Origin of the sequence: Pedococcus sp. KACC 23699, from assembly GCF_045348425.1 — a bacterium.
Taxonomy (GTDB): Bacteria; Actinomycetota; Actinomycetes; order Actinomycetales; family Dermatophilaceae; genus Pedococcus.
In genome coordinates this window covers 1,495,091-1,515,212 of the sequence record NZ_CP157483.1, presented here as the reverse complement: position 1 = coordinate 1,515,212, position 20,122 = coordinate 1,495,091, and the positions used below count along the sequence as shown (strand labels likewise).

20 protein-coding genes are annotated in these 20,122 nt (G+C 71.7%); 15 read left to right on the top strand and 5 right to left on the bottom strand.

The annotated features are described in order from the left end of the window. Positions 1 to 145: 145 nt before the first annotated feature. The 7 genes from ABEG17_RS07065 to ABEG17_RS07035 all read left to right on the top strand — a co-directional run bounded on the left by ABEG17_RS07065 (position 146) and on the right by ABEG17_RS07035 (position 4,782). A complete protein-coding gene (locus ABEG17_RS07065) occupies positions 146 to 805 on the top strand; it encodes a TrmH family RNA methyltransferase (RefSeq protein ID WP_406832569.1) in 660 nt (219 codons plus the stop codon). 69 nt (positions 806 to 874) lie between these two features. Then, positions 875 to 1,234: a YciI family protein gene (locus ABEG17_RS07060; protein ID WP_406832568.1), complete on the top strand. Its 360-nt coding sequence runs from the start codon at positions 875 to 877 to the stop codon at positions 1,232 to 1,234. Positions 1,235 to 1,244: 10 nt separating this feature from the next. Next, positions 1,245 to 1,607 carry a YciI family protein gene (locus ABEG17_RS07055; protein WP_406832567.1) on the top strand — a complete coding sequence of 121 codons (363 nt, stop codon included), beginning with the start codon at positions 1,245 to 1,247 and terminating at the stop codon, positions 1,605 to 1,607. Continuing rightward, positions 1,604 to 1,963 carry a YciI family protein gene (locus ABEG17_RS07050; RefSeq protein WP_406832566.1) on the top strand — a complete coding sequence of 120 codons (360 nt, stop codon included), beginning with the start codon at positions 1,604 to 1,606 and terminating at the stop codon, positions 1,961 to 1,963. Before ABEG17_RS07055 ends, ABEG17_RS07050 begins: the two co-directional genes overlap by 4 nt. 2 nt (positions 1,964 to 1,965) lie before the next feature. Then, a complete protein-coding gene (locus tag ABEG17_RS07045) occupies positions 1,966 to 3,258 on the top strand; it encodes an RNA polymerase sigma factor (protein ID WP_406832565.1) in 1,293 nt (430 codons plus the stop codon). A 97-nt stretch (positions 3,259 to 3,355) separates the two neighbouring features. Beyond that, positions 3,356 to 4,381, top strand: a complete 1,026-nt coding sequence (gene fbaA / locus ABEG17_RS07040) for a class II fructose-bisphosphate aldolase (protein ID WP_406832564.1) — start codon at positions 3,356 to 3,358, stop codon at positions 4,379 to 4,381. Continuing rightward, positions 4,378 to 4,782 (top strand): DUF3151 domain-containing protein, encoded by a 405-nt coding sequence (locus ABEG17_RS07035; RefSeq protein ID WP_406832563.1) that lies wholly within the window; start codon positions 4,378 to 4,380, stop codon positions 4,780 to 4,782. Before fbaA ends, ABEG17_RS07035 begins: the two co-directional genes overlap by 4 nt. A gap of 82 nt (positions 4,783 to 4,864) precedes the next feature. Here ABEG17_RS07035 and ABEG17_RS07030 read toward each other — a convergent pair whose 3' ends face one another. After that, on the bottom strand, positions 4,865 to 5,443 hold the full coding sequence (locus ABEG17_RS07030; RefSeq protein ID WP_406832562.1) for a hypothetical protein: 579 nt from the start codon (positions 5,441 to 5,443) through the stop codon (positions 4,865 to 4,867). Positions 5,444 to 5,753: 310 nt separating this feature from the next. Between ABEG17_RS07030 and ABEG17_RS07025 the strand changes: the two genes are divergently transcribed. Further along, positions 5,754 to 6,593: a helix-turn-helix transcriptional regulator gene (locus ABEG17_RS07025; protein ID WP_406832561.1), complete on the top strand. Its 840-nt coding sequence runs from the start codon at positions 5,754 to 5,756 to the stop codon at positions 6,591 to 6,593. A 45-nt stretch (positions 6,594 to 6,638) separates the two neighbouring features. On the opposite strand, the gene ABEG17_RS07020 is transcribed toward ABEG17_RS07025, so the two are convergent. After that, the gene (locus tag ABEG17_RS07020) at positions 6,639 to 8,138 is read right to left on the bottom strand and encodes a GAF domain-containing protein (protein WP_406832560.1); all 1,500 of its coding nucleotides are present in this window, start codon (positions 8,136 to 8,138) and stop codon (positions 6,639 to 6,641) included. 183 nt (positions 8,139 to 8,321) lie between these two features. Between ABEG17_RS07020 and ABEG17_RS07015 the strand changes: the two genes are divergently transcribed. From ABEG17_RS07015 to ABEG17_RS06990, 6 genes are all read left to right on the top strand, one after another. After that, positions 8,322 to 9,365, top strand: coding sequence for an amidohydrolase family protein (locus ABEG17_RS07015; RefSeq protein ID WP_406832559.1), 1,044 nt, complete (start codon positions 8,322 to 8,324; stop codon positions 9,363 to 9,365). A gap of 3 nt (positions 9,366 to 9,368) precedes the next feature. Next, complete coding sequence (locus tag ABEG17_RS07010) at positions 9,369 to 10,157, top strand: iron-sulfur cluster assembly protein (RefSeq protein WP_406832558.1); 789 nt, start codon at positions 9,369 to 9,371, stop codon at positions 10,155 to 10,157. Beyond that, on the top strand, positions 10,154 to 11,188 hold the full coding sequence (locus ABEG17_RS07005) for an NAD(P)-dependent alcohol dehydrogenase (protein WP_406832557.1): 1,035 nt from the start codon (positions 10,154 to 10,156) through the stop codon (positions 11,186 to 11,188). Before ABEG17_RS07010 ends, ABEG17_RS07005 begins: the two co-directional genes overlap by 4 nt. A 40-nt stretch (positions 11,189 to 11,228) precedes the next feature. Continuing rightward, positions 11,229 to 11,726 (top strand): DUF1097 domain-containing protein, encoded by a 498-nt coding sequence (locus tag ABEG17_RS07000; RefSeq protein WP_406832556.1) that lies wholly within the window; start codon positions 11,229 to 11,231, stop codon positions 11,724 to 11,726. A gap of 19 nt (positions 11,727 to 11,745) precedes the next feature. Beyond that, entirely contained in the window at positions 11,746 to 12,078 is a 333-nt protein-coding gene (locus ABEG17_RS06995; protein WP_406832555.1) for a putative quinol monooxygenase, read from the top strand. 126 nt (positions 12,079 to 12,204) lie between these two features. Next, positions 12,205 to 13,506 carry an adenylosuccinate synthase gene (locus tag ABEG17_RS06990; protein ID WP_406832554.1) on the top strand — a complete coding sequence of 434 codons (1,302 nt, stop codon included), beginning with the start codon at positions 12,205 to 12,207 and terminating at the stop codon, positions 13,504 to 13,506. 164 nt (positions 13,507 to 13,670) lie between these two features. On the opposite strand, the gene ABEG17_RS06985 is transcribed toward ABEG17_RS06990, so the two are convergent. Further along, positions 13,671 to 15,905, bottom strand: a complete 2,235-nt coding sequence (locus ABEG17_RS06985; RefSeq protein WP_406832553.1) for a HelD family protein — start codon at positions 15,903 to 15,905, stop codon at positions 13,671 to 13,673. A 146-nt stretch (positions 15,906 to 16,051) separates the two neighbouring features. After that, on the bottom strand, positions 16,052 to 17,053 hold the full coding sequence (locus ABEG17_RS06980) for a LuxR C-terminal-related transcriptional regulator (protein WP_406832552.1): 1,002 nt from the start codon (positions 17,051 to 17,053) through the stop codon (positions 16,052 to 16,054). Positions 17,054 to 17,367: 314 nt separating this feature from the next. On the opposite strand from ABEG17_RS06980, the gene purD reads away from it, so the two are divergent. Continuing rightward, a complete protein-coding gene (purD, locus tag ABEG17_RS06975; RefSeq protein ID WP_406832551.1) occupies positions 17,368 to 18,651 on the top strand; it encodes a phosphoribosylamine--glycine ligase in 1,284 nt (427 codons plus the stop codon). A 30-nt stretch (positions 18,652 to 18,681) separates the two neighbouring features. Here purD and ABEG17_RS06970 read toward each other — a convergent pair whose 3' ends face one another. Continuing rightward, complete coding sequence (locus ABEG17_RS06970) at positions 18,682 to 20,082, bottom strand: MFS transporter (RefSeq protein WP_406832550.1); 1,401 nt, start codon at positions 20,080 to 20,082, stop codon at positions 18,682 to 18,684. Positions 20,083 to 20,122 lie beyond the last annotated feature (40 nt).

Genomic DNA, 20,122 nt, shown 5'->3' with positions numbered 1-20,122 from the left:
GGGACGTGGACGCAGCGCGCATGGGTTTCTCCGGTCTCGGGTTGGGGTGCAGGTGCTCCTTCATGGCACCAGATGGGTCCTGCCGGCGGCAAAGGCTTTTCCGAGGCGACGCCGTGGCACGAGTGCGCGCGCCTAGGGTGGCCGCGTGAGTGAGCAGACGCCGGACCAGGAGATCGGCGTCGGGCCCTGGCAGGGCGAGCTGCCGTCCGGGGACCACTGGGATCCCGAGCTGCTGCGCGAGGGCGACCGGCGCAACGTCGTCGACGGGTACCGCTACTGGCGGCACGACGCGATCGTCGCCGACCTCGACACCCACCGGCACGAGTTCCACGTCGCTGTCGAGAACTGGGGCCACGACTTCAACATCGGCTCGGTCATCCGGACCGCGAACGCCTTCAACGCCAAGGCGTTCCACATCGTCGGCAAGCGACGGTGGAACCGCCGGGGCGCGATGGTCACCGACCGCTACCAGCACGAGCACCACCACCGGACCGTCGAGGACCTCCTCGCCTGGGCCGCGACGGCGGGCCGCGACGAGCAGGGTGCGCCGCGCGCCATACCGCTCATCGGCATCGACAACCTCCCCGGCTCGGTGCCCCTGGAGACCCACGACCTGCCCCGAGAGTGCGTCCTCGTCTTCGGCCAGGAGGGGCCCGGGTTGTCGGCCGGGATGCGCGAGGCGTGCGAGGTCGTGCTGCACATCGAGCAGTTCGGCTCGACGCGGTCCATCAACGCCGGCGCCGCCGCAGCCGTGGCGATGCATGCCTGGGTCAGGCGACACGTTTTCGGGCAGGCTGTCGAATAGCGCGGAGCTCGTGCGTCATCAGGGTGCAAGCACCCCATCGATGAGAGACCACTCCATGAAAGGCATGCCATGACCGAGTACCTCGTGCTGCTGCCGAGTCCCGAGGCCAGGTACGCGACAGCGACCGACCAGGAGCTGCAGGACCTGCACACCGCCCACACCGAGTTCGTCCAGCTCCTCGCCGAGCGCGGGCACAAGATGACCGGGGGCGCACAGCTGACGCCGTCGTCCACGGCCAAGGTCGTGCGCGGCACCGCCCTCGACGAGGTCACGCTGACCGACGGGCCCTTCGCCGAGAGCGCCGAGCAGGTGGCCGGCTACTACCTGGTCGAGTCCGACGACGTCGAGGACCTGGCCCGAGCGTGCGGCCGGCTCCTCTCGACGCCGTTCCACCCGGCGGTCGAGATCCGCCCGACCGTGCAGATGTGAGGAGCGACCGATGACCGAGTACGTCGTGTTGATCGTGGGGGACGCCGACCGCTGGTGGACCACCATGAGCGTCGAGCAGCGCACCGCCGGGTATGCCGAGTACGAGCGGTTCGGCGCGGAGCTCACCCAGCGGGGCCACAAGATCACCGGCGGCGCCGAGCTGCACGCCTCAGGTGAGGCGCGCAGCATCCCTGCCGGTGGGGGCACCCCGACCGACGGGCCGTTCGCCGAGGTGACGGAGCAGGTCGGCGGTTTCTACCAGGTGGAGACCGACGACCTCGACGACCTGGTGGACTGCTGCCAGATCATCGCCGCCCTCGGGGACGGGATCGAGGTCCGGCGGGTCGTCAAGCCCGAGGACCGTCCGTCGTGAGGTACGTCGTCCTCATCGCCTACGAACCGGGCGAGTGGGATGCCGCCGACGAACAGCAGCGACAGGAGGTCTTCGACGCCCACCACGCCTTCGAGCGGTTCGTCGACGAACGCGGCCACCGCCTCGAGAGCGCGGCTCTCGCCGACGCCGACACGGCCACGACCATCCGCCACGGCGCGGACGGCCCGGTGGTGACCGACGGGCCGTTCGCCGAGCTGACCGAACAGCTGGGTGGCTACTACGACGTCGAGCTGCCCGACCTCGACACGGCGATCGCTGCCGCGAAGCTGCTGCCGAGGTCGTACACCGTCGAGGTCCGGCCGACCGTGCGGATCGAGGGGTACGAAGGCCTGTGACCGTGCCCGCACCTCCCGGGTCGCACGACCCGCACGACCCGGGCGACCTGCTCGCCCGGGTCGTGCGCGAGGAGTGGGGGCGCCTCGTGTCGCTGCTGCTCGCGCGGTTCCGCCGGCTCGACCTCGTCGAGGACGCCCTGGCCGACGCCGTGGAGACCGCCGCCCGGCGTTGGCCCCGCGACGGTGTGCCGGACAACCCTGCCGGCTGGCTGCACACCGCCGCCCGGCGCCGGATCCTCGACCAGTTCCGGGCCGAGGCGATGGTGCAGCGCAAGGTGCCCCTGCTCGTCGTCGAGGGTGAGGGCGCCGCCGAACGCGTCGGTGGGGTGCGGGCCGACCCCGGTGACCTCGTCGAGGACGACCTCCTCCGGCTGGTGCTCATGTGCAGCCACCCGGCCCTGGACCCGGCGGCCGGCAGCGCGCTGACGCTGCGGCTCGTGCTGGGCGTCGGCACGGCCGACGTCGCCCGGCTCTTCCTCGTGCCCGAGCCGACGATGGCAGCGCGGATCACGCGCGCGAAGAAGAAGATCGTCGCCGCCGGAATCCCGTTCGCCGTGCCGTCGGCCGGTGAGCTGCCCGAACGCCTCGACGTCGTGGCCCAGACCGCCTACCTAGCCTTCACCGCCGGGTACGCCCCCGGCAGCGGTCCCGGAGCGGTCCGCACCGAGCTCGCCGGGGAGGCGGTGCGGCTGGTGAGGGTGGTGCTGGGCCTTCGCCCCGGTGAGCCGGTGCTCACCGCGCTGCTCGCCCTGATGCTGCTGCAGCACTCGCGTCGCGACGCCCGCGTCGACGACACCGGCGCGATCGTCCTGCTCCCCGACCAGGACCGCAGCCGGTGGCACCGCGACGAGGTCGACGAGGCGCTGGCCCTGCTCGCCTCGCCCGTCCTGACCGGGCCGGTCACCGTCCAGACGGCCGGGTATGCGGTGCAGGCCCGGATCGCGGCGGAGCACGCGACCGCGCCGGATGCCGCATCGACGCGCTGGGACCACGTCGTCGCCCACTACGACACCCTGCTCGCCCTCGCGCCCACGCCCAGCGCCCAGCTCGCCCGTGCCGTCGCGGTCGCGGAGGCGCAGGGACCACGCGCGGGCCTGGCCCTGCTCGACGGCCTGGACGACCAGCTCCCCCACAGCCACCGGCTGCCCGCCGTGCGGGCCGAGCTGCTCAGCCGCGCCGGGGACACGCAAGGGGCGCACGCGGCATACGCGCTCGCGATCTCACGGTGCGCCAACGACGCTGAGCGGTCCCTGCTCGAGCGGCGACGCGCGGCGCTGGACGCCGCGCCCGGCTGAGACGTGGGTGTCGCTGGCACCGACGGACGTGGAAGGATCGGCGACGATGCGAGGCCACGCCACGCTCGCCTGCCATGCCTTTCGAAGGAGAGAGTCCATGCCCATCGCCACCCCTGAGGTGTACGCCGACATGCTCGACCGCGCGAAGGCAGGCTCCTTCGCGTACCCCGCCATCAACGTGTCGTCGTCGCAGACGCTGAACGCCGCGATCCGCGGCTTCGCCGAGGCCGGGAGCGACGGCATCGTCCAGGTCTCGACCGGCGGCGCGGAGTACCTGTCCGGTCCGACGGTCAAGGACATGGTCGCCGGCTCGCTGGCCCTCGCCGCCTACGCGCACGAGGTCGCCAAGAACTACGACGTCAACATCGCGCTGCACACCGACCACTGCCCCAAGGACAAGCTCGACGGGTTCGTCCGGCCGCTGCTCGCCGCGTCGGCCGAGCGGGTCAAGGCCGGGGGCACCCCGTGGTTCCAGTCGCACATGTGGGACGGCTCGGCCGTGCCGCTCGACGAGAACCTCCAGATCGCCCGCGAGCTGCTCGACGCCTGCAAGGCGGCCAACGTGATCCTCGAGATCGAGGTCGGTGTCGTCGGTGGCGAGGAGGACGGCGTCGCCAACGAGATCAACGACAAGCTGTACTCCACGCCCGAGGACGCCATCGCCACTGCCAAGGCCCTCGGCACCGGTGAGAACGGCTACTTCATGACGGCGCTGACCTTCGGCAACGTCCACGGCGTCTACAAGCCGGGCAACGTCAAGCTCCGGCCCGAGGTCCTCAAGGCCGCCCAGGACGCGGTCCACCAGGAGTTCGGGACCCCGGACGCCAAGCCGTTCCACCTCGTCTTCCACGGCGGGTCCGGCTCGTCCGCGGAGGACATCGCCGCCGCCGTCGACTACGGCGTCGTGAAGATGAACATCGACACGGACACCCAGTACGCCTTCACCCGTCCGGTGGCCGGCTACATGCTGACCAACTACGAGGGGGTCTTCAAGATCGACGGCGAGGTCGGCAACAAGAAGCAGTACGACCCGCGCGCCTGGGGCAAGGAGGCGGAGGCCGGTATGGCTGCCCGCGTCGTCGAGGCCTGCCAGCACCTGCGCAGCGCAGGGACGCACGCATGAGCGAGAACCTGCTCGGCATCCCCGAGACCCGCCTGCCCGTCGACCCTGCAGCGCGCTTGCTGGACGACGGCGTCGCCGCCGACCAGGTGGCCGCGGCACACCCCACCTCGTCGCTGGCCTGGGCCACCCTCGCGGAGGACGCGCTCGCCGACGGTCGCACCGTGGAGGGCTACGCCTACGCCCGCACCGGCTACCACCGGGCGCTGGACTCGTTGCGCAAGAACGGCTGGCGCGGCCAGGGTCCGGTCCCGTGGGAGCACGAGCCCAACCGCGGCTTCCTGCGGGCGCTCGCCGCGCTGGCCAAGGCCGCCGGCGCCATCGGCGAGACCGACGAGGAGCGCCGGTGCACCGAGTTCCTGCGCGACTCCTCCACCAGCGGGGCGCGCGAGCTCGGCCTCTAGGTCATCGCCCGCCACGTGGTGGCGGCCACGACAGCCGGACAGCCGGCGTTCCCCTCGGGGGCGCCGGCTGTCCCGTCGTCACTCAGTGCGCGAACGCGACCTCGATGACCGCGTGTGGCTGTCCGGTGCCGGCCAGGTCGTTGCGCAGCCGGATCTCCATCGTGTACTCGTCGCCCTGCCACGTGCAGTAGCTCGACCCGGCAGCCCCCTCGCAGTTGACGAAGTGCGGCATGGTGTCGACCCTGCTGGCGAAGGCCGCCTTGACGGCTGCCTCGGTGCCGAGCTGGGTGGCCCGGGTGCGGTCGCCGTCGACCCAGGCCTTGACGAAGGCCGTGCTGTAGTCCTGCGCCGAGCGCGGGATGGCCGGAGCGTCCTTGGCGGGAGGCGGCGTCGTGGGAGACGGGTCGATGCGTGGCTTGCGGGTCGTCGCGGTCGACGTCACGGTCGTGGTCAACGTGACCGTCGCGGGGGTCGGCGTCGAGCTGGTGGTGGCCAAGGCCGTGCTCGCTCCCCCCGAGCCGGTCGTCGAGCCGGAGCTGCCGCAGGCGCCGAGGGCCCCCACGACGAGCACGCCGACGGCGGCGGTCAGGACGGCGGACATCCGCTGGCTGGACGTGCGCTGGCTGGACATCCGCTGGCTGGACGTGCGCGGCCTGGTCATCGAGCTCCCCTGTCGTGTGACGGCTGGGCGGGCGCCCCCCTCACCCTGACCGACGTCTCAGGACGCGCTCAGGTTGGGTGGTGACCCGACGAGCCGGCACACAGTGAAGCCGGGGGGTGGGATCCATCGGATCCCACCCCCCGGCGTCGCCCCCCTGCAGGCAGGTCCGAAGCCCTGCCCTGGTCCGCTCGTCTGTTCGTCCCCTGCCGAGTCGACGAAGCGGCGCACTCATTGTGCACCGTAAGGGCGTCGCCAGACTGGCACTATGGTGACATTGGCCAGATGATGACGAGTTGGGTGAGGAGGGGCTGTGACCAGCAAGGACGTCCCCACGCACGAGCTGGAGGCCTGGTTCACCGAGCCCCTCGAGCGGATGCACCGGATCCTCGAATCGGGAGAGCGGCACCTCGAGCAGCGGCGCGCCGAGCTCGACGAGGTGCGGTACGCCCTGTACGAGCTCTCGACCCACCCCACGGCCTCCCCACCGCGGGGGCAGGTGGTCCTCGAGGTCCTGCCCGCAGACCTGGCACCCCCCCTGCTGCGCCACCTCATCGACACCACGACGACGATGGCCCGCAACTGCGCGCTGAGCATCGACGTCGGTTCGGGGACGGACCTCGACAACATCCGCACGTCCCAGGACCAGATCCGCACCGGCGTCCACCGCCAGCAGACGATCTACCCGATGGACATCCTCGACACCGAACCCGGCCGGTCCTGGGTGCGCTCGTGGGCGGACGCCGGCGAGGAGCAGCGGGTCAGCCTCGCGCCGCCCAGCGAGTTCGCCATCTTCGACGACCAGGCCGTGGTGGCGGTCGCCGAGTGGGGCAACCCCGCCGCCGACTACGTCCTCATCCGCGACCCCATGGTCATCGCCGCCTTCACGACGTTGTTCGACCGCTGCTTCGCGCGGGCCCTGCCGATCACCCACGAGAGCCACGGGAGCGCCGACGACGCCGAGCTCGTGCGCCTGCTGGAGCTCGGGCTTAAGGACGAGTCCATCGCCCGCTACCTCGGCTGCAGCCTGCGCACCGTGCGGCGGCGGATGGCCCAGCTCATGGACAGCTACGGCGTGCAGACCCGGTTCCAGCTCGGGGTCGCCGTCGCCAGGGCCGGGCTCGTCGACCTCGACCACCCCGCGGACCGGTAGCGCCCACCGTGGCGTGCCGGGAAGGCCCGGGCGCCCTGCGCGCGGTCAGCGGGGGCGGGCCAACCCGTAGTACCTGAGCTTGCGGTAGAGGGTGGCGCGGCTCATGCCCAGCTCGGTGGCGGCCTTCCCGACGGGTGCCGGATGGGTCGCCATGACCCGGACGATCTCGTCCCGCTCCAGCGTCTCCATCCGCGAGAGGCGGTGGCCGCCCGGGGCCGAGAAGGCGGGTGGCAGGTGCCGGACGTCGATCGTCTCCGACCGGCTGGCGGCGTCGTGGACCACCTGGACGAGCTCGTCGACGTTGCCCGGCCAGTCGTGGGCGAGCAGGGCGCGCTCGGCTGCAGGGGTGAAGTCGACCTCGCGCATACGGGTCTGGTGTGCAGCCCACCTGGCAAGAGGCAGGACGTCGTCGGACCGTTCCCTCAGGGGAGCGACTCCGACCACGGTGCCGACCAGGGGTCTGAGCGGGGCAGGCACCTGGTCGAGGTCGCGGACCGTCACCGCCCAGACGAGGGCGCCCTCGGCGCCAGGGGGTCGGTCGGCGACCGCTGCCGTGGCCTGTTGCCGGAGCTCGTACGCCGCCCACGCAGGGAGGGTGTCGACGTTCTCGACGACGACGGCGGTGTCCGGCTTGGCCAGCTCGGGGACCCAGAGCGACAGCCAGGTCTCGACGTCCTCGGCTGCGGGCACATCGGCCGTGAGGACTCGGATCCGGGGGTGCGCCCGGCGCAACGCCTGCCCGAGCAAGGTGGCCCTGCCCGAGCCGGGCTCGCCCACGGCGGCCACCGTGCGACCCGCCCCGAACGCGGCCGTCGCCGAGTCCACCGCCTCGGTCCAGCTCGGCGACATGGACCGTGCCGTGCCGGCCGCCGGCTCCAGCCGCGCGCGCTGGACCCGGAACACGCCACCCCGGGGATGGGAGCGAGCGGAGCGTCCCCCGGACCTGGCGAGCATCAGGGCTGCGGTCGTCGAGGCGGCCGACTCCGCGAGTGCAAGGAGGAGCCCTGCCGAGGACCGGGACCAGGTGGTGATGTTGACGCAGCCCTCGAGCTGTCCGCTCACGGGGTCGAGCACCGGCACCGCGGCGCACGTGTAGGTGCACAGGCTCGCGCTGTAGTGCTCCTCCGCCCGCACGAGGGAGGACGCCCGATCCGCCAGGGCGAGCCCCAGGCCGTTCGTCCCCGCCTCGCGCTCGGAGAAGGCGAAGCCCGGTGCCAGGTGCACGCGGTCCAGCGCGCGCAGCAGGCTCGTGTCTCCCGAGAAGCGGTTGAGCACCAGGCCGTCGGCATCGGTGAGCATGAGACTGAGTGGTTCGTCCGCCAGGGTGCGATGGAGGCTGGTCAGCACCTCTTGGCCGCACTCGGAGAACAGGGAGTCGGTGACGACGGACCCGGCCCAGACGGGGTCCACGGAGTCCAGCGAGACGCCGTACTCCTCGCTGCGCTGCCACGACGCGAGCAGTCGCTTCGACGGCGGAACGGCAGGAGGGAGTGCGGCCGACGCGGTCGCCCGCCGGGGCAGCGCGCCAGCGTGGTCGGTGGTCATCATCGACCTCCTCTCGCTCCCTCGAACGGTAACCCCGGGCGCCTCGACTGGCGAGGGCCGGGTGTCTCAATGTGAGACGGTCGCCGGTCTCACATTGAGACGCCGAACCCCTGACGCGGCCCCTCGGCTGCCACATAGCGTCCTGAGGGTCCGCGACGACGACGTCGCGAAAGGGAGAAGACCATGTACACCAAGAACGGCGAAAACTACTTCATCGTCGACGCACACATCGCCCTGTGGGACGCGCGTCCCGAGAACCAGCGCAACGTGCACGGCAAGCAGTTCATCGACTGCTTCTACGACTACCACCGCAACCTGTCCCCCGAGTCCGAGGTCTGGACCTACGAGGAGTACCTCTACCAGGGCGGCCAGCGCCTCATGAAGGACCTGTTCGAGGACGGCTACGTCGACCACGCGATCTTCCAGCCGGCCGCGCTGACCGAGTTCTACGCCAACGGCTTCGGGCAGACGCAGGAGGCCTACGAGCTGGCGAGGGCCAACCCGGGCAAGCTCACGTACAACCACAACTTCGACCCGCGCAACGGCGAGCAGGGGCTCGATCAGCTGCGCGCCGACCACGAGCAGATGAAGTTCACCGGGGTGAAGCTCTACACCGCCGAGTGGCACGGGGACTCCCGCGGCTGGAAGCTCACCGACCCGTGGTCCTACCGCTACCTCGAGGAGTGCCGCAAGCTCGGCGTCACCAACATCCACGTCCACAAGGGCCCGACCATCCGCCCCCTGGACCGCGATGCGTTCGACGTGGCCGACATCGACGCCGTGGCGACAGACTTCACCGACCTCAACTTCATCGTCGAGCACGTGGGACTGCCGCGCCTGGAGGACTTCTGCTGGATCGCCACGCAGGAGCCGAACGTGTACGGAGGGCTTGCGGTGGCGATGCCGTTCATGCACACCCGTCCCCGCTACTTCGCCCAGATCCTCGGCGAGCTCCTCTACTGGATCGGCGAGGACCGCATCTTCTTCTCCAGCGACTATGCGATCTGGACCCCGAAGTGGCTGGTCGAGAAGTTCGTCGACTTCCAGATCCCGGCCGACCTGACGGAGTATGCGCCGATCACCACCGAGCAGAAGAAGAAGATCCTGGGCCTCAACGCCGCCAAGATGTATGGCATCGAGGTGCCGGCCGAGCTCCGGCTCCCGGAGGCGGACACCACGGAGAGCGGCCCGCGCGACCCCGCGGCTGCCGACCTGGCGACGGTCTGAGCGATGACCGTCCTCACCCACCTGCGGACGGTGTCGGGGGCTGACGTCCGCCGCGCCCTCGACACCGTCATCGACCCCGAGCTCGACGAGCCGGTCACCGACCTCGGCTTCGTCCGCTCGGTCGACATCACCCTCCGCGACGTCACCGTGCACCTGCGGCTGCCGACCTCGTTCTGCTCACCCAACTTCGCCTACCTCATGGCCTCCGACGCCAAGGACGCCCTGTCCTCGCTCGAGGGCGTGGGCCGGGTGGTCGTCGAGCTGGACGACCACCACGACTCAGCGCTCATCAACGCCGGCCTCGCGGCCGACGCCGGTTACGTCGGCACGTTCGGCCACGAGGCGGAGAGCAGCCTCGAGGAGCTGCGGATGACCTTCCGCCGCAAGGCCCACACGGCCGCGGCCGAGCGGGTGCTCACCGAGCTGCTGCGGTCGACTCCGACCCTGCCGGAGACCTCTGTCGGCACGGTGCGGCTGCGGCAGCTGGCTCCCGGTCGGACGACGGACGCGCTGCTGCGACGGCGGGAGTCGCTCGGGCTGCCGAACGAGCCTGACGCCCTGGTCCTCGTGGACCACGACGGGCGCGGGTACCCGCCTGACGAGGTGCCGATGGCCCTGCGGCGGGCTCGGTCGACCCGCATCTCCATCGACGGCAACGCCCACTTCTGCCGTGGCCTGCTCCGCACCCGGTACGAGGGGTCGGGCGCCGACCAGGCGCCGCGGCCCGACGGCGCGGAACCGGCTGACCACCACCGCTTGATCCCCCTGGCCCCGAAGGAGTCCCACCGATGAGCACCATGCGAGCAGTCCAGGTCGTCGGCTACCACCAGAACCTCCAGATGGCCGAGGTGCCCGTCCCGGAGGCCACCAGGCCATGGGACGTCGTCGTCCGCATCGGCGGTGCCGGCGTGTGCCGCACCGACCTGCACATCCTCGAGGGCCAGTGGGCCGACAAGTCGCAGGTCGAGCTGCCCTACACGATCGGCCACGAGAACGCCGGGTGGGTGCACGCGGTCGGCTCGGCCGTCACCAACGTGCGCGAGGGCGACAAGGTGATCCTCCACCCGCTCATCACGTGCGGCCTCTGCCGCGCCTGCCGCTCAGGTGACGACGTGCACTGCGAGAGCAGCGCCTTCCCGGGGATCGACACCAACGGCGGGTACGCCGAGTACCTCCTCACCTCGGCCCGCTCGGTCGTGCGCATCGACGACTCCCTCGAGCCCGCCGACGTGGCCGCGCTCGCCGATGCCGGCCTCACGGCGTACCACGCGGCCGCGAAGGCGGCCCGCCGGCTGACGCCGCGTGACACCTGTGTGGTCATCGGGGCAGGCGGCCTGGGTCACATCGGCATCCAGGTGCTGCGCGCCCTGTCCCCGGCCCGGCTCGTCGTCGTCGACCGCAACCAAGCGGCGCTCGACCTCGCGACGTCGATCGGGGCGCACCACGGTGTGCTCGCCGACGGGTCGCAGGTCGACTCGGTGCTCGACCTCACCGGTGGTCACGGTGCCGAGGTGGTCGTCGACTTCGTCGGTGAGAACGGCTCGACCTCCGAGGGGATCGCCATGACGCGGCAGGCGGGCGACTACCACGTGGTCGGTTACGGCGAGAACGTCGACGTCCCCACGATCGACCTCATCTCCACCGAGAAGAACATCATCGGCAACCTCGTCGGGTCCTACAACGACCTGCAGGACCTCATGGCGCTGGCCGCGACCGGCGCGGTCACCCTGCACACGCAGAAGTACGCGCTCGACGCCTTCCAGCAGGCCATCACCGACCTCGACAACGGCGCCGTCCGCGGGCGCGCGATCCTCGTGCCCTGATCGGCGCACCCCACCAGCTCGAAGGACAAAGGAGTCCGTCATGAAGAACTATCTCGGGATCGCCGTGTCGATCGGCGTCCTGGCCGCCGTCTGGACCCAGGTGAGCGTTGCGCTCGAACTCGTCACGTGGGTGGCGTTCGCCGCGTGGGCCTGCTACTTCGCGGCAGGCGGTGGCCGCAGTGGTTTCCAGCGGGGTCTGGCCGCCAACCTGTCCGGCCTCGTCTACGGCTTCGTCGTCGCCGCGTTCGTCGGTGCGGTGTCCTTCCCGGGCGCGCTCGCGCTGTCCGTGGGGGTCGTCGCCGCGCTGATGTGCCTGCAGGCCGGGTGGGCGCCGCTGTCGTTCATCCCGGGCGCGTTCGTCGGGGCTGCGGCGTACTTCGGCACCGCGTTCTCGTTCTGGCAGACGGCTGTCGCTCTCGTCGCCGGCGCCCTGTTCGGCTGGGCGTCAGGTGTGCTCGGCGCGAGGTTGCAGGTGGTGGCGACGCGGCGGACACCCTCGGCCGAGCCGCCGTCGTCCCCGGCCCAGGCGGCGGCCTGACTCCTGGAAGAGCATCCCGATGATCCTCATCACCGTGAAGTTCCCGATCCGCGAGGACCGGCTCGAGCAGTGGCGCGAGCTGTCGGACCTCTACGCGAAGTCCGTCAACGAGGAGCCCGGCTGCGTGTTCTTCGAGTTCTCGCAGAGCCTCACGCAGCCGGACACCTACGTCTGCATCGAGGGGTTCCGCGACTCGGCCGCCGGCGCAGAGCACATGGCCCAGCCGCACGTCACGCGTTTCATGGCTGAGATGCCCGACATCGTGTCGGCCCAGCCACAGATCATCTACGTCGACGCCGAGGAGGTCACCGGCTTCGGCCCGATGGGGGAGATCTCACCACGGCGGGACTGAGGGCTGCGGCCGCAGTGCCGGGCGTCGGGGCTCGTACCGGTAACCTGCACCGGTACGAGCCCCACCGGTACGCGGGGCTCGCTGCATGGCCGCTTGACAACCGTGGTGACTGGAAGAGGTGCTGGTATGCCGGCAATCGTGCTCGTGGGCGCGCAGTGGGGCGACGAGGGCAAGGGCAAGGCGACCGACCTCCTGGGCAGCGACGTCGACTACGTCGTGAAGTTCAACGGTGGCAACAACGCCGGCCACACCATCGTCATCGAGAAGGACGGCAAGCGCGAGAAGTACGCCCTGCACCTGCTTCCGTCCGGCATCCTCACGCCGACCTGCACGCCGGTCATCGGCAACGGCGTCGTGGTCGACCTCGCCGTCCTCTTCGAGGAGCTCGACGGCCTCGAGGCGCGCGGCGTCGACACGTCCCGCCTCCTGGTCAGCGCGAGCGCGCACATCATCGCGCCGTACAACCGGGTGCTCGACAAGGTGACCGAGCGCTTCCTCGGGTCGCGCAAGATCGGCACCACCGGCCGTGGCATCGGCCCGACCTATGCCGACAAGATGTCCCGCAACGGCATCCGCGTGCAGGACCTGTTCGACGAGAAGATCCTGCGCCAGAAGGTCGAGGCCGCGCTGGCCTTCAAGAACCAGATCCTCGCCAAGATCTACAACCGTCGCGCCGTCGAGGTCGACGAGGTGATGGACGAGCTGCTCGGGTATGCCGAGCGGTTGCGCCCGATGGTCGCCGACACCTCCCTGGTGCTCGAGAAGGCCCTCAACGAGGGCAAGACCGTCCTGCTCGAGGCCGGCCAGGCGACGCTGCTCGACGTCGACCACGGCACCTACCCGTTCGTCACGTCGTCCAACGCCACGGCTGGTGGCGCGTGCACCGGGTCCGGCATCCCGCCGACCCGTGTCGACCGTGTCATCGCGATCCTCAAGGCCTACTCGACCCGGGTCGGCGAGGGGCCGTTCCCGACCGAGCTGTTCGACGCGAACGGTGAGTTCCTGCGCAAGACGGGTGCCGAGTTCGGCACCACCACGGGTCGCCCGCGCCGCTGCGGCTGGGTCGACACGGTCGTCGGGCGCTACTCCACCCGCATCAACGGCACGACCGACTTCGTCATCACCAAGCTCGACGTGCTCACCGGCCTCGACACCGTGCCGGTCTGCGTGGCCTACGACGTCGACGGCGTCCGCCACGACGAGATGCCGGTCAACCAGACCGACTTCCACCACGCCAAGCCGATCTACGAAGAGCTGCCGGGCTGGTGGGAGGACATCACGAAGTGCCGCAACTTCGAGGACCTGCCGGCGAACGCCCAGGCCTACGTGCTGCGCCTCGAGGAGCTCATCGGCGCGCGGGTCTCGGCGATCGGCGTCGGCCCCGGCCGGGACGAGATCATCAGCCGCCACTCCCTCCTCGGCGACTGACCCCGCACCTGCCGCACCTGCCCGGCCCTGCGCGCGGCTGACTCAGCACAGGTTGCTGCCGTGCGGGTAGGTAGCAACTTGTCCCCACTGCAGCAACCCCTGCTAGCAGAGGTTGCTGCAGGACAGCAGGACAGCAGGGCGCGCGGGGCGGTCGCGCGGGGCGGTCAGGCGGGGCGCAGGACCGTCATCCGGTGGGCGGCTCGGGTCAGGGCGACGTAGAGGACCCGAACGCCGCCGGGTGACTCGGCGGTGATGGCGTCCGGGTCGACGACGACGGTCGCGTCGTACTCCAGGCCCTTGGTCGACATCGGGTCGATGACCACGACCCGGTCGCCGAGCCCACCGACAGCAGCGAGCGCCTCGCGGTGTCGCTGCGGGGTGATGACGGCGATGGAGCCCTCGACCTCGCCGAGCAGCGCCTCGACGGCCTCGGTCGCCACGGTCGCCCAGTCGCCGTCGATCACGGTGAGGTCGACGGGGAACGCTCCGGTCTCGCGGACCGCCTGCGGGATGTCGGCATCGGGCACCTGCGCCCTGACGACCTCGGCCGCGTAGTCGAAGATCTCGCGGGCGTTGCGGTAGTTGGTGTCCATGTGGAACAGCCGGCGCTCCTGGGTGCCGAAGGCCTCCTCACGCGCCCGGCCGGACTCCTCGGCGTCGGGCCAGGAGGCCTGCGCCGCGTCGCCGACGACCGTCCACGACGAGTAGCGGCCGCGGCGACCGAGCATGCGCCACTGCATGGGCGACAGGTCCTGGGCCTCGTCGACGAGGACGTGGGCGTACTCACCCGGGCCGTCGACCTGGCCGTGCAGCAGCCGTTCGCGCGGGTCGGTCGCCGCGATCCGGGAGAGCCCGGTCGGCGTGCCCGAGCCCTGCTGCCGGCTCGCCCGCACCTCGGCGACGCCGAACTGCGAGACGTCGTCGAGCTCCTCGATCTCGTAGAACTCGCGCTCCTCGACCGGGCCGGCCTGGACCGGACCCATCCGTGCCGCGAGGTCGTCGACCAGTGCCGCGTCGGCTACCGACCAGGTCCCGGTGGCCAGGGCGTCGCGCATCGACGCGGCGAACGCCTCCGCCTCCTGCGTCGTCAGCACGCCGCTCCCGTGCCGCTTGACGAGCTCGTCGTCGGCCAGCCAGAGCAGGACCTCGCGCGGGTCGACCTGGGGCCACCAGCTCTCGAGGAAGGCGTCGACCTCGAGGTGGTCGTCGAAGTGGTCCATGAACTCGTTGCGGTCGCCCTCGCGGACAGAGCTCCAGGCGGCCTCGGCCAGCTGGTGGCGGATGGCCTTGGCGGCGAGGTTGCGCTGGTGGCCGCGCAGCACCTGCGCGCGGATCCGGTCGAGCGCAGGGGTGTCGAGGCGGATCGCCTTGCCACCCACGAACGCGCGGAACTGGGTGGGCGCCCCCGGGGGGCTGTCGGCCGACGCCCGGGCCAGCAGGCGGCGCACCCGCAGCGACCCCTTGACGGCCGCGACCTCGGGCGAGTCGAACCGCACCGCGGTGACGCCGTCGACGACGTCACCGAGCGAGCGCAGCGTCACCGACTCCTCGCCGAGGGAGGGCAGCACCCGCTCGATGTATGCGGTGTACGCCGAGGACGGGCCCACGACGAGGATCCCGCCGTTCTCGAAGCGGCGCCGGTCGGAGTAGAGCAGGTAGGCGGCGCGGTGCAGGGCCACCACCGTCTTGCCGGTGCCGGGTCCGCCGGTGATCTCGGTGATGCCGCGCGCGGAGGCCCGGATCGCCTCGTCCTGGTGCCGCTGGATGGTCGCCACGATGTCGCGCATCTGGGCGCCACGGCTGCGGGTGAGGGCGGCGAGCAGGGCGCCGTCACCGACGACGACCAGGTCGTCGGGCGCCTCGGCCACCATGAGGTCGTCCTCGACCCCGACGACGTCGGGTCCCTTGCAGCGCAGCACCCTTCGGCGCAGCACGTCCATCGGCTCGACCGGCGTGGCCCGGTAGAACGCGGCGGCAGCCGGCGCGCGCCAGTCCACGACGAGCGGCTCGTAGTCGTCGTCGCGAACCCCGAGGCGGCCGATGTAGCGCGTCTCGCGGTCACGCTCGGCGCCGTCGCGGGACAGGGCGTGGTCGAGGTCGAGCCGACCGAAGACGAGCCCCTCGAACTGGGTGTCCAGCGTCGAGCGCCGCCGAGCCGCGTTGAAGACCAGGGCGTCGCGCTCGAACAGCCCGGTCAGCTCCTCGTCGCGGACGTCACCCGTGCGGTCGGTGCGACCGCGCGCGAGGCCGTCGGTCTCGACCAGCCCGGCCCGCAGCTTGGCCTTGGCCAGCTCGGCGTAGACCAGGTCCACGTGCGTCTGCTCGACGGCGATCTCACGCGCCACCTGGGCGGTGGTCGCCTTGTTGGAGGTGGTGGACTGGTGATCCGGAGCGGTCACGGTGGTGACTTTCTTGTCGAACGGCCTGCACGTCCCGCAGAGAACGCACGAGTCTAGCCTCGCCCCGACCGGTCCATACCGGCATCCCACGCAGTCGGCGTCGCGGCCCCCGGTGAACCGGCGCCGGCGGCTCCATACCGGACCGTTCAGACGAGCCCGCGCCGCCCGGCCTGGACGCCGGCCTGGAAGCGGGTGCCTGCACCGAGCTGGTCCATGAGGGCGCGGACGCGGCGCTCCACGGTGCGTTGCGAGACCCCCGTCTGGCGGGCGATGGTGGCGTCCGGGGCGCCGGCTGCGAGCAGGGAGAGGATGAGCTGGTCGCGCTGCTCGGCGGGGCTCCCCGAACCCGCACGGTGCAGGGGCGAACCCAGGGTCCAGAGGTGGTCGAACAGCGAGATCAGGGCGAGGACCATCGCCGGCCCCCGGACCAGGACCGACCCGAAGCCTGTCGGGTCGAACGCGCTGACGTCCACGACCGCGGCTGCCTCGTCGACGATGACGCACGAGAACGGGACGCTGGTGGTCAGCCGGAAGCGCTCGCCCCCGCGCTCGCGCCCCTCGAGGATGGTGAGCGCGTCGGGGATGTCGAGGACGCGGGAGTCGTAGACCGTCGCCATGTCGAGGACGATCCCGCCGGCACCCCTGCTGGGTTCCTCGTGGCTGTGCATCGGGCTGTCGAAGATGGCATCGGTCCGTGGGGACGGCGCCCGGAACACGCGCACGATCCTGGTGCCGGCCGCGACGGCCTCGGCCGTCACCGCGCCCATCTCGTCCAGGGAGTTGAGGATGCGTATGGTGCCCACGTCCGGGGTCGCCGACTGCGCCCGGGCCTGGAAGTACACCTGGGCGAGCTCGTGGGCGGCCGAGCGCGTCTCGCGGGCCCGGCGTTCGTAGGTGAGCGCCAGGGCGGGCAGCGAGATGTCGGGTGGGGCGACCTCGATGACGCCGCCGGGCCGCAGCCGGATGAGGCCACGCTGCTGCAGCACGTCGAGGGACTGGTCGACCAGGCCCGCCTTCATCCCCTGGGCCACCAGGAGCGACCTGGTCGGCTCCGGGTTCTGGAGGACTGCGAGGTAGACCCGGGTCACCGCGCCGTCCTCGTCGCCGTCGGGGCTCTCGAGCCCGAGACCGGCTGCGGCGTCGCTCATGGCGTCACGTCCATGCGGTGCTCCTCGGTCCGGGCCTGGTCGACATCCCCGTCGTCGTGGTGGTCGACACCACCCATGCTGGTGGGCTGGCGAGATCCCGTCAATGGCGCAAGTCCGCCATCTCTGGGCTTTACCTGCGAACCGGTGATGGTCCACTCTGGTGTGAGTCGACCAAGTCGACCCACGTGCCCGGTTCGCAGGTTCCCCCGCCAGGCGACCGCACGTCGGCAGCGCGGCGTCCCAGGGAGAATGTCCCCCCTGCCTCCCCGGGACGCCGCGCTCTCATCTCCCCGGCGGTTCTCTAGGCTGGCACCGTGAAGGTTCTCGTCGTCGGGTCCGGTGCTCGTGAGCACGCCATCGTCAAGGCGCTGGGTGCCGACCCGGACGTGGATGCGGTCGTCGTCGCCCCGGGCAACCCGGGCATGGACGTGATCGCCCTGTGCGAGGCGCTTCCCGGGGGTCTGCTCGACGGCGACGGTGTGGCCGACCTCGCCCGCCGCCACGGCGTCGACCTGGTCGTCATCGGCCCGGAGGCACCGCTCGTGGCCGGGGTGGCCGACGTGGTGCGCGCCGCCGGCTTCGCCGTCTTCGGTCCGTCGGCCGAGGCCGCCCGGCTCGAGGGCAGCAAGGCGTTCGCCAAGGAGGTCATGGCCGCCGCCGAGGTGCCGACGGCCCTGGCCCGGGTGTGCACGACGCTCGAGGAGGTGGCCGACGCGCTCGACGCGATGGGCGCTCCCTACGTGGTCAAGGACGACGGGCTCGCCGCGGGCAAGGGCGTCGTCGTCACCGACGACCTTGACGCGGCGCTCGAGCACGCGCAGGGCTGCCTGGCCAAGGACGACGGCCGCGTCGTCATCGAGGAGTTCCTCGACGGGCCGGAGGTGTCGTTGTTCGTCCTCTGCGACGGCGAGACCGTCGTACCGCTGGCCCCCGCCCAGGACTTCAAGCGGGTCTTCGACGGTGACCGCGGTCCCAACACCGGTGGCATGGGCGCGTACTCGCCCCTCGACTGGGCCCCGGCCACGATGGTCGACGAGCTCGTCACACGGGTGGCGCAGCCGACGGTGGACGAAATGCGTCGTCGCGGGACGCCGTTCACCGGCGTGCTGTTCATCGGGCTCGCCCTGACCTCTCGCGGCCCGCGGGTCATCGAGTTCAATGCGCGCTTCGGGGACCCCGAGACGCAGGTCGTGCTGGCCCGGCTCCAGACCCCGCTCGGTGGGCTGCTGCTGTCGGCAGCCACCGGCCGGCTGGACGAGGTCGGACCGCTGCACTGGTCGTCCCAGCACGCGGTCACCGTCGTCGTCGCCGCCCACAACTACCCCGACACCCCGCGCACCGGAGACCCGATCATGGGGATCGAGGACGCCGGCGAGGTGGCCACGGTCTACGTCCTGCACGCCGGCACGGGCCGCGCCGACGACGGCACCCTCGTGTCGGCCGGTGGCCGGGTGCTGTCGGTCGTCGCCCTCGGGGAGAGCCTGAGCCAGGCGCGTGAGCGCGTCTACGAAGGGGTGTCCTCGATCGAGCTCGACGGGTCCCACCACCGCACCGACATCGCGCTGGCCGCCGAGCGCGACGAGCTGCACGTCGGCTGACCCTGACCCGGTCGCGGACGTCCCGCCCCGTCAGGCAGCCCGCCGGGCGGCGGCCCATCCGATCGCGCCGACCCCCGCGCTGGACGCCATCACGCCGGCGAACAACCAGCCCGGCAGCATTGGGGCCTGCCAGGCGATGAGGGCGCCGGCGGCAGCCAGGGCCACGGCCTGGGCGACGGAGGCGGTGAGGCTCGAGGCCGCGGTGATGCGGCCCTGGTCGGCGACCGGGGCGAACCGCAGCAGCTGGGTGGACAGCGTCGGCGACACGATCCCCATGCCGATCCCGGCGACACCCCACAGGACCAGCGCCGGGGCGACCGGCAGGAGCTCCAGGCTGGTCAGTGCCGGCCCGAGGATCCCGGCGGCGATGAGCGCGAAGCCGATCTGGAGGCGGCGGACCGCGGCCACCCGCCGCTGGACGACGTCGAGCCCGTGCAGCTGCGAACCGGCCGCCCAGCACAGCCCCGTCACCGTGAGGCTCACGCCCGCCGCGGCCGGCCCGAGGCCGTGGATCGTGTTGAGCATGAGCGGCAGCAGGCTCCCCGCGGTGCCGAACGCTGCGGCCACCAGGCCGCGCAGGGCCACCAGGGCCGGTATGCCGCGGGCGAGCCGCAGCGTCCCGGCCGGCAGCACCGTGCGGACGGCGGGCGCGGTGAGGCCCAGTCCGGCGACCACGAGCGCGACCCCGAGCAGGCGCGTGGTGCCGGTCCGCCCGAGCAACGACCCCCCGGCCGTGAGGGCGCCGAGCCCGACGGCGGCGAGGGCTGCCCCCCGGACGGCGCGGTGCTCCTGACCGGTCCATCGGGTGGACGGACCGGTCTGCGCGGTCGAGGCCCGCAACGACGGGCGCAGCAGCAGCCACGCCGGCACCAGCAGCGCGACTCCGATCGCGAAGACCGAGCGCCACGACCAGACCTCGGCCAGCACGCCGGCGATCGGTGGCCCCAGCAGGGAAGGGAGAACCCATGCGGCCGCGAACGCTGCGAACACCTTGGCCCGCAACGCCTCCGGCAGGGCCCGTGCGAGCAGGACGGTCAGGGCCACGTCCATGAGGGCCTCGGCGACACCGGAGCCGAGCCGCCCGGCGGTGAACAGCGCCATACCGGGGGAGAAGGCCATCAGGACCTGGGAGACGACGAAGACGCCCATCCCGGCCTGCAGCGGACGCACCGGTCCACGGTGGTCCGCCCACGCGCCGGCGACGACCGTGGCGAGGACGAACGAGACGAGCGGCGCCGCGCTCGCGGCCCCGAACAACCACAGGCCGTCGAGGTCCCGGGCCACCGTGGGCAGCACCGTCATCGTCGCGCGGTTCTCGAAGGCGCCCAGCGTCACCAGGGCGACCGCCCCCACGGCGAAGGGGAGGTGGTCGCGGGTCAACAGGCTCGGGGGACGGCTGTCGTGACGGTTGGCGGCCGTGGTGATGGGCATGACGGCCATCCTCAAAGATGAAGTGGACTTCAAGTCAAGC